At 70.3% G+C, this 12,041-nt stretch carries 5 protein-coding genes; 3 read left to right on the top strand and 2 right to left on the bottom strand.

Features of this window, described 5'->3' with window-relative positions:
* The first annotated feature begins 64 nt into the window (after window positions 1–64).
* Window positions 65–8,629 carry a non-ribosomal peptide synthetase gene (locus tag QK444_RS22230; RefSeq protein WP_282783300.1) on the top strand — a complete coding sequence of 2,855 codons (8,565 nt, stop codon included), beginning with the start codon at window positions 65–67 and terminating at the stop codon, window positions 8,627–8,629.
* Window positions 8,630–8,711: 82 nt separating this feature from the next.
* Entirely contained in the window at window positions 8,712–8,927 is a 216-nt protein-coding gene (locus QK444_RS22225) for an MbtH family protein (RefSeq protein ID WP_282783298.1), read from the top strand.
* A gap of 503 nt (window positions 8,928–9,430) precedes the next feature.
* On the opposite strand, the gene QK444_RS22220 is transcribed toward QK444_RS22225, so the two are convergent.
* Both QK444_RS22220 and QK444_RS22215 read right to left on the bottom strand, forming a co-directional pair.
* Window positions 9,431–10,363 carry a fatty acid desaturase gene (locus QK444_RS22220; protein WP_282783296.1) on the bottom strand — a complete coding sequence of 311 codons (933 nt, stop codon included), beginning with the start codon at window positions 10,361–10,363 and terminating at the stop codon, window positions 9,431–9,433.
* 142 nt (window positions 10,364–10,505) lie between these two features.
* Window positions 10,506–11,504, bottom strand: coding sequence for a diiron oxygenase (locus tag QK444_RS22215; protein ID WP_282783294.1), 999 nt, complete (start codon window positions 11,502–11,504; stop codon window positions 10,506–10,508).
* Window positions 11,505–11,793: 289 nt separating this feature from the next.
* On the opposite strand from QK444_RS22215, the gene QK444_RS22210 reads away from it, so the two are divergent.
* A partial coding sequence (locus tag QK444_RS22210) for a hypothetical protein (RefSeq protein ID WP_282783292.1) occupies window positions 11,794–12,041 on the top strand: 248 nt, incomplete at its 3' end.

Here is a 12,041-nt window from a genome sequence, read left to right as displayed (position 1 = left end):
CCTCGCCGAGTTCGCGCCGGAGCTGCCCGCCGACCTGCCCTGGCTGCTGCTCGACGATCCCGCCGTGGTGGCCGAGTGCGCCCGCCACGCCGCCACCGACCTGACCGATGCCGACCGACCGTCCCCGCTGCGGGTCGACCATCCGGCCTACCTGATCTACACCTCGGGTTCCACCGGAAAGCCCAAGGGCGTCACCGTCACTCACGCGGGTCTGCGCCCTCTGGTCGATCACGCCGTGGTGCGGTACGGGCTCACCGCCGAGGACCGGATGCTCCAGATCCGCATCCCCGTCGCCGACCCGTTCGTCCTCGAATGGCTGTGCGCCTTCGCGACCGGCGCGACCCTGGTGATCGCGCCGCCGTCGGTGTACGGCGGCCCCGAACTCGCCGAGTTCATCCGCGACGTCGGGGTGACCCATGCCCTCATCCCGCCCGGCGTGCTGGCCACCATGGACCCCGCCGGACTGGACCGGCTGCGCGTCCTGCACGTCGGCGGTGACGTCAGCACCGCCGAACTGGTGGCCGCGTGGCAGCCGGGCCGCACCTACCTGAACGCCTACGGGCCCACCGAGACCACCATTGTCGCCACCTATGCCGATCTGGCCCCGGGGCGGCGCGTCGGCATCGGCGCACCGATTCCGGGCACGGCCGCGCGGGTCTTGGACGAGCGCCTCGCGCCGGTGCCGCCGGGCGTGGCGGGCGAACTGTACCTGTCCGGTCCGGGCCTCGCCCGCGGCTACCACGACGCACCCGGCCTCAGCGCCGGTCGGTTCGTCGCCGACCCGTGGGGTGCGCCCGGCTCACGCATGTACCGTACCGGCGATCTGGTGCGCCGGATGCCCGGAGCCTCCGGTAGCTGGGAGCTGGAGTACTTGGGGCGCACCGACTTCCAGGTGAAGGTTCGCGGATTCCGGGTCGAGCTCGGCGAGATCGACGCCGTGCTCGTCGCGCATCCGGCCGTGGAGCGGGTGGTGACCGTCGGCCGCGTGGATCAGCGCGGGCAGACCGTGCTGGTGTCGTATGTCGTTCTTGCCGAAGGGAATTCGGTGCATGTGACGGAGCTGCGCGACCACGCGGCCCGCAGCCTCGCGCCCTACATGGTGCCGTCCGCGATCATGGTGCTCGATGCGCTGCCGCTCACCCCGGCCGGAAAGCTCGACCGTCGGGCGCTGCCCGAACCGCGGTTCCAGGCTCGTGTGTTCCGCGCTCCGGCAACTCCGCTGGCGGAGCTGGTCGCGGCGGTGTTCGCGGAGGCGCTCGACTCGACCGATCCCATCGGCGCGGACGACGACTTCTTCGAACTCGGCGGCAATTCGCTCATCGCGACCCGGGTCACCGCCCGGCTGGGGGAGCGGTTGGGGCGTCGGGTCCCGGTGCCGACCCTCTTCGAGGCCCCGGTCGTGCACGCGCTGGCGGCCCGTCTCGTCGCGGACGACATCGCGCCCGCATTGCCCGCGCTGACCGCCGGGCCGCGTCCGGCCCGGATTCCGCTGTCCCCGGCACAGCAGCCGATGTGGCTGCTGAACCGGCTGGATCCCGAATCCCCGGCCTACAACATTCCCGCGGCGGTGCGGATTCTCGGCGAAATCGACCATGCCGCCATGCGCGCGGCCTTCGCCGACGTGGTGGCCCGACACGAGGCGCTGCGCACCGTCTTCCCGCTCGACGCCGACGGCGAGGGCCATCAGGTGGTGCTGCCGCCGCACACCGCGCTGTCGCCGGAGGTGGAGCCGGTCGTCGGTGCGGTGGCCGCACGGGTGGCCGAGATCGCCGCCGCCGGTTTCGATGTCACCACCGAGGTGCCGTTGCGGGCGGTGCTGCTGCGCGAGGCCGAGCACAGTCACGTGCTGGTGGTGGTGCTGCACCACATCATCGCCGACGGCTTCTCCATGAATCCGCTGTTGCGCGATATCGTCACCGCCTACCTTGCCCGCCGCTCCGGCGGCAGCCCGACCTGGACGCCGCTGCCGGTGCAGTACGCCGACTACACGCTGTGGCAGCACCGGGTGCTGGAAACCGTTGCGGCGGAAGAGCTCACGTTCTGGCGCGAGACCCTCGCCGGGTTGCCGGACGAACTGCCGCTGCCCACCGACCGGCCCCGCCCGCCGCTGTCCTCGCGCCGCGGCGCGGTGGTGCGCGGACGGATCGGCGGCGGTGTCGGAGCCCGGCTGGACGGCGTCGCCAAGCGGCACGGCGTGACACCGTTCATGGTGTTGCACGCCGCCCTGTCGGTACTGCTGGCCCGCATGTCGGGCACCGACGACATCGCCGTCGGCACGCCGGTGGCGGGGCGCGGCGCGAGCGCACTGGACGGCATGGTCGGCATGTTCGTCAACACCCTCACGCTGCGCACCCGGATCGACCGCCCGGACCGCACCTTCGCCGAACTGCTCGCCGCGACCCGCGCGGTGGACGTGGCCGCCTTCGCCCACGCCACCGTGCCGTTCGAACGGGTGGTGGACGCCCTCGGCGTCGAACCCACCCGGGCCCGGCATCCGCTGTTCACCGTCAGCCTCAGCTATGTGAACCTGGACTCGCGCACACACGCGGTGCCCGGACTGGTGCTGGAGGGCGTCGACTTCGATGACAGCGTCGCCAAATTCGACCTCACCTTCACCATCGGGGAGACGCTCGACGCGGACGGCCACCTCCCGGTGGAACTGACCTACGCCACCGACCTCTACGACGCGTCGACGGCGGCCGAACTGCTGCGCCGCTTCGGCCGGGTGCTGGGCGCGGTCACCGCCGACCCGCGCCGCCGGGTCGGTGAGATCGAGATTCTCGCCCCCGCCGAACGCGCCGAGATTCTCGCCCGCCGCGGTCCGCGCGCCAGCGCACCGCGCACCCTGGCCGAGATCATGGTCGCGGCCGTGGCGCTGGACCCGGAGGCCACCGCCCTGGTGTACGCGGGACGGGAACTGAGCTACCGGGAACTCGACGAGCGCTCGTCCCGGCTGGCCCGACTGCTCATCCACGCCGGGCTCGGAGCGGAAGACGTCGTCGCCGTCGCCATTCCCCGGTCGATCGACTCCATGGTGGCACTGTGGGCGGTGGCGAAGGCCGGGGCGGTCTTCCTGCCGGTGGATCCCACCTATCCGGCCGGGCGCATCACCCACATGCTCACCGACTCCGGCGCGCGGATCGGCCTCACCGTCGCCGCGGCGGCGGCCGCACTGCCCGCGGGCGTCGAATGGCTGGTGCTGGACGCCGACGCGACCGCGCGACGAGTGCGGCGCCACGACTGCGCGGCCGTCACCGACGACGAACGGGTGCGCCCGGTGACCGTCGGCAATGCCGCCTGGATGATGTACACCTCCGGGTCCACCGGAAGGCCCAAGGGTGTGGTGGTCACCCACGCCGGTCTCACCGGTGTGGCCGCCCTGCACCTGGAGCGCTGCCCTACCACGGCCGCCGCCCGCGTCCTGCACCGAGCCTCGCCCAGTTTCGACGCCTCCCTCATGGAGGTGCTCATGGCGCTGCCGGTGGGTGCCACCCTGGTCATCGCGCCCGCCGATGTCTTCGGCGGTGCGGAGATGTCCGAACTCATTCGTGCCGAGCGGGTTACGCACGCACTCATCACGCCGTCGGTGCTGCACACCCTCGACGCGGACACGCTGACGGGACTGCGGCACCTGGCGGTGGGCGGCGAGGGCTTCGGCCCGGATCTGCTCCGGCGCTGGGGACGGGATCGGGAGTTGTACAACTCCTACGGCCCGACCGAGGCCACCATCACCACCCATATGAGCACCCCGCTGCGCCCCGGCGATCCGGTGGTGCTCGGCGGTCCGGCCGCCGGGCTGTCGGCCGTGGTCCTCGACCATCTGCTGCGGCCGGTGCCCGACGGGGTGACCGGCGAAATGTACCTGCGGGGACCGGGTCTGGCGCGTGGCTACCACGGCCTGCACGGTCTCACCGCGAGCCGCTTCGTGGCCGATCCGTACGGCGCGCCCGGCGAAAGGCTCTATCGCACCGGCGATCTGGTGCGCTGGACCTCGCCGGTGGTCGACGGAGGGGCTGCTCCGACGCTGGAGTATCTGGGCCGCACCGATGATCAGGTGAAGGTGCGCGGCCTGCGCATCGAGCTCGGTGAGATCGACACGGTGCTGACCGCACACCCCGCGATCGACAGCGCGGTGACCGTCGGCCACCGCGACGCCACCGGCGAGACCGCCCTGGTGTCCTATGTGGTGCCCGCCCCCGGCCACACCGTCGACGTGGATGCGCTGCGCGCCTTCGCGGCTCGTTCACTCATCGCCTACATGGTGCCCGCCGCCGTCATGGTCATCGACGCCATCCCGCTCACCCCGACCGCCAAGCTGGATCGAAAAGCCCTGCCGGAACCGGTATTCCGGGAAGCGGTCTACCGGGCTCCGGTCACCTCGAGCCAACGGAGCGTCGCCGAGGCCATGGCCGAGCTGCTGGGCCGCGCCGTCGACCGCGTCGGGCTCGACGACGATTTCTTCGCCCTCGGCGGCAATTCGCTGAGTGCGGCGAAGCTCTCGGCCCGGCTGTCCACCCGCCTCGGCGCACCCGTGGCCATGCGGACCGTCTTCGAGCATTCCACCGTCGCCGCCCTGGCGGCGGCCGTAACCGACGCCGGTCCGGCGGCGGTGGAACCGGTGCTCGCACCGCGCACCGATCACGGTCCGGTGCCGTTGTCCCCGGCCCAACAGCGCATGTGGTTCCTGAACCGTTTCGACACCGCCGGTGCGGCCACCGCCGACGGCACCGCCGCGGCGGCCTACAACATCCCGCTCGCCATCCGGCTCACCGGTGACCTGGACATCGCCGCCCTCACCGCCGCGCTGTCCGATGTGACGACCCGCCACGAAACGCTGCGCACGGTCTACCCGCTCACCGATTCCGGACCGGTGCAGGTGGTCGTGCCCGCCGAGCGGGCGCCCGTGCCGGACCTGACCCCGATCCCTCTCGCGGCGGCCGGTATCACCGCCGCCGTCACCGAATTCGTCGGCGCGCCCTTCGATGTCACCGCCGAGATCCCCGTGCGGGCGCGGCTCTACGCGGTGGCCGAGGACGACCACGTGCTCGCGGTGTCGGTGCATCACATCGCCGCCGACGGCGCCTCGCTCGCACCGCTGGCCCGCGACGTGGTGACCGCCTACGCCGCCCGCCGCGCCGGTGCGGCGCCCGCGTGGACGCCGCTGCCGGTGCAGTACGCCGACTACTCGGTGTGGCAGCGGACCCGGCTCGGCGTCGAGCACGACCCGCACTCCCTCGCGGCTCGCCAACTCCGGTTCTGGACCGAGACCCTGGCCGGTCTGCCCGACCAGCTGTCCCTGCCCACCGACCGGCCGCGTCCGGCGGTGGTCTCCACGGCCGGACGGCAGGTGGAATTCACCATCGACGCCGAAACCCACGCCCGGCTGCTGGAATTGGGACGCGCGCGCGGCGCGACGCTGTTCATGGTGGTGCACGCCGCCTTCGCGCTGCTGCTGTCGCGCCTGTCCGGCGACTCGGCGGTCGCGGTGGGCACGCCGGTGTCGGGACGCGGGGCGGACGCCCTCGACGATCTGGTCGGCATGTTCGTGAACACCCTGGTGCTGCGGGCCGATATCGATCCGGCCGTGCGCTTCACCACCCTGTTGGACCGGGTGCGCGCCACCGACCTGGCCGCGTTCTCCCATGCCGACGTGCCCTTCGAGCGGCTCGTCGAAGTGCTGAACCCGGTGCGCTCCACCGCGCGCCATCCGCTGTTCCAGGTGGGGTACTCGTTCAACAATGCGACCGGCGGTGAATTCGCCCTCGACGGGCTCACCGTGCGCCCGGTCGGATACGACACCGCGGTATCGCGTTTCGACCTGCATCTGGTGGTCGCCGACCGGTATCACGCCGACGGCGTGCCCGCCGGGCTGGACGCGGCCGTCACCTACGCGACGGCGCTGTTCGACGAGGGCACCGTCGCCGGGCTCGCCTCCCGTTTCCAGCGCCTGCTCGGCGAGATCCTCGCCCGGCCCACCGCGCCGGTGGGTGAGCTGGAGCTGCTCGCGCCCCGGGAGCGGGTCCACATCCTCGAACACTGGAACGACACCGCCGCCGCGGTGGAGGAGCGAGCCACGCTGGCTTCGCTGCTCGACACGAGCGTGGCGGCCGACCCGGACGCCGTCGCAGTGGTGGCGTGGACATCGCACGGCCGCGTGGTGCTCACCTACGCCGAACTCGGCGCGCGGGTGAATCGCCTGGCGCGGCACTTGATCTCGCTCGGCGTCGGACCCGAGACACGCGTGGCGCTGGCGCTGCGGCGCTCGGTCGATCTGGTGGTGGCCATGTACGCCGTATCGGTCGCCGGTGGTGCGTACGTGCCGGTGGACCCAGACCAGCCCGCCGAACGGACCGACTACATCCTCGAGACGGCCGCGCCGGTCTGCGTGCTCACCGACGCTTCCTATCGCACCGCGGTCGCCCCGCTGGTGCGTATCGACGATCCGGCGCTGGAAGCACTGGCGGCCGAGCCGATCACCGATGTCGACCGGCGTGCGCCGCTGTCGGCGGCCCACACCGCGTACGTGATCTTCACCTCCGGCTCCACCGGCCGCCCGAAGGGCGTGGTGGTGCCGCACGGAGCGGTGGTCAACCAGTTGCTCTGGAAGCGAGCCGAATTCGGCCTGAACGCCGCCGACGCCGTCGTGCTGAAGACGGCCGCCACCTTCGATCTGTCGGTCTGGGAGTTCTGGTCGGCCACTGTCTGCGGCGGTCGCCTGGTCATCGCCGCACCCGACGCGCACCGGGACCCCCGCGCGCTCGGCGAGCTGATGGCGCGGGAGGCGGTCACCACCCTGCACACCGTCCCCGCCCTGCTCGACGCCCTGCTCACCGATGGCCTCCCGGACACCCTGCGCCGCGTCCTCGCCATCGGTGAGACCCTGAACCCCGAACTGGCGCAACGCTTTCGGCAGAGGTATCCGGATACGGGATTGTTCAACCTGTACGGTCCCACCGAAACCGCGGTGTCGATCACGTGCCACCGCGTGAACGCCGCCGACGAGCTGTCGGTTCCCATCGGCCGCCCGGAGTGGAACAGCCGGGTCTACGTCCTGGACGCGCGCCTGCGGCCCGTTCCGGCCGGTGTCCCGGGTGAGCTCTACCTCGCGGGAGACCAGCTGGCCCGGGGCTACTTCGCACGTCCCGACCTCACCGCGGATCGCTTCGTGGCCAATCCGTTCGCCCCGGGCGAGCGCATGTACCGCACCGGCGACCTGGCGGCGTGGACCGCCGAGGGCGAACTGGAATACCGCGGCCGCACCGACTTCCAGGTGAAGATTCGCGGCTTCCGCATCGAACCGGGCGAGATCGAGGCGGCGCTGGCGGCGCTGCCCGAGGTGGCTCGGGCGGCGGTGCTGGCGAAGTCGGACCCGCACACCGGCGACCGCTTGGTCGCCTACGTGGTTCCGGCGCCGCCGCGCAGCCCGGATGTGGAACCCGCCCTGGACATCCCACGGGTACGGTCGGTGCTGGCGGCATCCCTGCCGTCCTATATGGTCCCGGCCGCCTTCGTGCTCCTGGACGAACTCCCGCGCACCGTCAACGGCAAGCTCGACCGCGAAGCGCTGCCGGACCCGACCTTCACCCCTCGCGAATACCGGGGCCCGCGAACGGATGTGGAGAACCAGATCTGCGCTGCCTTCGCCGCGGTGCTTCCCGCGGCGCGGATCGGCTTGGACGACAACTTCTTCGAACTCGGCGGCAACTCCCTGCTCGCCGTACGCTTGGCCGCCGAGCTGAGCGACGCCCTGGCCGAGCGCATTCCGGTGTCCGTCCTGTTCACCGCACCCACCCCCGGCGAACTGGCCGCCCGCCTTGTCCATCCGCATCCCGACGCCCTCGATCCGGACTCGGCCTTCTCGGTGCTCCTGCCGCTGCGCCCGAGCGGCACCGGTGCCCCGCTGTTCTGTATCCATCCCGCGGGCGGCATCGCCTGGTCCTTCGCCGGTCTGACCGCCCATCTCGATGCCGACCGTCCCATCTACGGTCTGCAATCCCCGACGCTGTCCACCGCTGCGCCCCTGCCCGATTCCATCGACGCGTGGGCGGCGGAGTACGCCCGTGAGATTCGCGCCGTCCAGCCGGAAGGCCCCTACCACCTGCTCGGCTGGTCGTTGGGCGGCGTGCTGGCCCATGCGGTCGCGGTCCTGCTCCAGGACCAGGGCCAGTCCGTCGCCACCCTGGCCATGTTGGACAGCTCGCTGGCGGTCGCCGCCGACGAGCCGACCACCATTCCCGTCGCCCAGGTGCTCGGCGGACTGCTCGCCGAGCCGGGCGACCTCGACGACGCCGCACCGGCCGTCGTGGCCGAACGCCTCGCGGCACTGGGTGAACCGTTCTCCTCGCTGGGGGTGGACCGCATCGCGCGCATCATCGACGGCGGCGTGCGCTCGCTCACCCTCATCGCCGAGCACCGCCCCCGCCGCTTCAAGGGCGATCTGCTGTACTTCGCCGCCGCCGGCGACGATCCGAGCGGCGCCTCGGGTGTCTCGACCTGGTCCGACGCCATCGACGGCGTGGTGCACAACCACACCGTGCAGGCCACCCACTGGCGCATGACCGCACCGGATGCCCTCGCGCACATCAGCCGCGTGCTCAACGCGGTCCGCAGGCAAGCCGGACCGCGCTAGCCGCGCACCCGATGCCGCACGGCCGCGACCCGGCCGTGCGGCTGGCTCCCACGCGAAAACCCCCGCTGAGAAAGGCAATCCGATGAGCAATCCCTTCGACGACGCAGACGCGCAGTTCTATGTGCTGGTCAATGAGGAGGCGCAGCACTCGCTGTGGCCGGTGTTCGCCGCCATTCCCGGCGGCTGGACCATCGCGCACGGTCCCGCCGACCGGCAGCACTGTCTGGATTTCGTCGAGTCCCAGTGGACCGACATGCGTCCGCTCTCGTTGATCGAGGTCATGGCTGACAACGAATAGAGCTGAACGAATAGACCTGTCGGAAAAGACTTTTCCGAACAGTTGAAAGAAAGGAATCACCATGGACGGCGTAGACGTCAACGCCCTGATCGCCTCGCTGCTGGCGCTGCTCGGCAGCGGCTCCAGCCTCAACTACGACCCCAACGCTGCCTGAGCGCGTTTCACGGCAGATCGATCCGAAAGGAACACCCATGGATACCGGTAGCGGCATCGCCACCCTTTTCCAGGCCCTTGCCCACGTCCTGACCTCTGGTTCGTCGACGTCCGTCACCCCCGGCACGCCGACTCCCACCCCGGCCCCCACCACCTAGGAGGGGGCGATATGGACAGCGGCAGCGCAGTAGACAATTTCTTCAACACCCTGGCCCAGATGATCCTGACCGGATCCTCGGTCTCCTTCCCGCCCACCAGCGGCTCCGCGTAACCGCAACAGCCGCCGCGGGTCCACGACCACCCGCGGCGGCCCGCGCCGATCCCGAGCGCCCACGTGGCCCCGGCCGAGTTCAGCCCCGCAGTTCGATGGGCCCGCGGAGCTGGCGGGCCGCGGCGGCGGTCCAACCGAGGTCGTAGTGGGCGCCCTCGGCCACGAAGCGGTCGCGCAGTTCGTACCAGCGCAGGCCGGGGTGGCGGTGGTGCACGCCGTGCAGACTGAAATTCAGCGCGAGGCGTTCGAGGGGCCGGGGCAGGCGCAGGTTCATGGCCTCGAGCGGTGCGTCCAGGTCGGTGCCGTAGTGGTAGGCGTTGTCGGATACGGAGATGATCAGGGCGCGGCCGCCGAGGGCCGCCAGCAGCATCCAGGCGTGCTCGCCGTAGGCGAGGAGAGCCGCGGTGTGCAGTGCCACGATCGCGACCGCGTCGGTGCGGAATCGAGTGAGCTGCTCGGCCTGGGCGATGCGTTCGAACAGCGGCCCCGAGACCGAATCCGGCGCGTCCAGCCGCCGGGCCAGCCCGCGCAGCAGCGGCGCGGGCAAGGCGGCCAACAGCACCGCCGCGACCTCGAGCAGGTAGAGGCCACCGAACAGGCGCAGGTAGTAGCCGGGGGCGGCCTTGGCCCAACTGGATGTCGCGGGGTCGTAGATCTCCGTGCGCTCCCGGGTCCGGCTGTACCGGTGGTGCAGCAGATGCCCGGCCTTGAGCAGGGCGAACGGCGAGCCGTACAGCACCGCGAGCGCGCGTCCGCAGCCGTCGTTGCGCGCCCGGCGCTCCAGCAGCGTGCCGTGTACGGCCTCGTGGATCAGCGACCAGAACGGCGTGGTCAGCAGCATCGGAACCAGCAGCGTCCAACCCCAGGCCGGGTCGTGGGGCAGCAGTACCAGCGGCAGCACCACCAGCTGGAACAGTCCGAGGGCCGTCGCGATGCCGATCAACCAGCGATTGACGGCCCGCACCGGCCCCCGGGTGCCGCGAATCGTGCTACGGGTGCGCACCTCGGTCATACCGCCGCCCTCGTTCGCCTCGAGCCTCTACGCGCACATGGTGCCACCGTGCGCGCGACGCGGTCGAGGCCGAGACAGGCTGATGACCAGGAGCGTCCGAGCTATTCATCGAGTGTGCGAACGCGGTTCACCTCGTCCTCGCTCAGGCGACCCGCACGGCGCGGCGGATGGGCTCGCTGCGATACCGGGACAGGTCCCCGTCGATGTGCAGCAGCCGCCACAGGCGCTTGGTGACCGGGTTCATCAGTCCGAGTTCGGTTGCCAGCGAGCGCATATCCCCGAAGTAGTCGGACAGGATGCGCCGCGAATGCGGCGCCTGCCAGAAGGCTTCCTGGATCACCGAGCGGGGAATGTCGAACTTGCGGGCGAATTCCGGTGGCGGAGCCATGATCTCACCCGCCAGCCAGCGCATGGCCAGCGGGAAGGCGATGCCGCACACATTGCGGTACACCGCGTTCATGGCCGGGATATGTTCCTTCAGGAACTCGTTGGCGAAGGAGATGTGGCGCGCCTCCTCGGCGATATGGATCTCCATGCACCGGACCACCGCCGGCGGCAGTTTCGCGCCGTCCCGGATGATGGCCTTCTGATAATGGTCGATGGGCTCCTCGCCGCCCAGGATTCCGATGAACAGAATCGCCCAGGCATAGCCGCCGGCGACACCGATGAAGGGTGACAGCGCCCGGAAGATGGGTCGCATGCCGGGCACGTCCTCGCCGATGCGATTCACCAGTTCCTGGAACATCTGGATGTGGTTGCACTCCTCCGTCATCTCGTGGAGGCAGTAACGGAACTCGGGGGATCCGTTGGGCAGCTTCATGATGTACTGCATCATTCCGCGGATCAGCACGCTCTCGAAGGCCGCGCCGACCTTGATGGAATTGCTGATCCGCCAGCGCCCGATCTCGATCTGCCGTTCCATCGGCAGGTTCCGGTACCACTCGGTGGCCCCGAGTGGATCGACCTCCGGGGACAGCACCCAGCGGGGATCGTCGCGGTCGATGGCGAATTCCGGGGAGTCCCAGGCGATGTCGAGGTAGGGGTCGAAGTGCCGGTCCACCGATCCCTCCGACAGGGTGCGCAGCAGTTCGCCGTACTCACGGACCTCGGGGGTGGTGCCCGGTGCGGTGGAAAGTGTCATCGTCGCCTCCTGGTTGCCGCGCGGCGTGCCCGTGGTTCGGGAGGCACGCCGACCACGCCGGTGTGGTGCGGCTCTCTCCAAGATATGTGAGAACATGAGTTACATACAAGTGCTCGATCTCATCGGGGTGACCCGCTCGGCTCATTGGCCGCGGCGAATTCGCATAAACATTTGCTGGCTAATAATGGGCAAATAATTTATCTGGAAAGACACGCCCTGACCTGCGCGAAAGTTCCCCGAAAATACGGTAGCGAATAGTTCTAGACATCGACACGAGGAGGGAAAGTCAATGGCTACGGACATTGCATCCGTCGAGCACCAGGGTTTCGCCATGCAGGCTATCGGCCGCAGGGGTGTGCGACCGGTCGTTCCCGTACCGATGCTGGACGATAACCCGATCGAACCCCAATCGATCGGCCTGTATTGGGACCGAGACGGCGATATCTGGCAGCGAGAGGACACGGGCTGGCGACTGATCCTCCAGAACGGAGTATCCGTCGATCCCATCTCGCTGTGGGGCTGGGAGGACGGCTGCGT

The sequence above is a fragment of the Nocardia sp. CC201C genome (assembly GCF_030010695.1).
In the GTDB taxonomy this organism is placed as follows: domain Bacteria; phylum Actinomycetota; class Actinomycetes; order Mycobacteriales; family Mycobacteriaceae; genus Nocardia; species Nocardia otitidiscaviarum.
This window is presented reverse-complemented; position numbering and strand designations above follow the sequence as displayed.

Coding starts and splice junctions, on each gene's coding strand:
- QK444_RS22225 (WP_282783298.1), top strand. CDS start 8,712: ATGAGCAATCCCTTCGACGACGCAGACGCGCAGTTCTATGTGCTGGTC.
- QK444_RS22220 (WP_282783296.1), bottom strand. CDS start 10,363: ATGACCGAGGTGCGCACCCGTAGCACGATTCGCGGCACCCGGGGGCCG.
- QK444_RS22215 (WP_282783294.1), bottom strand. CDS start 11,504: ATGACACTTTCCACCGCACCGGGCACCACCCCCGAGGTCCGTGAGTAC.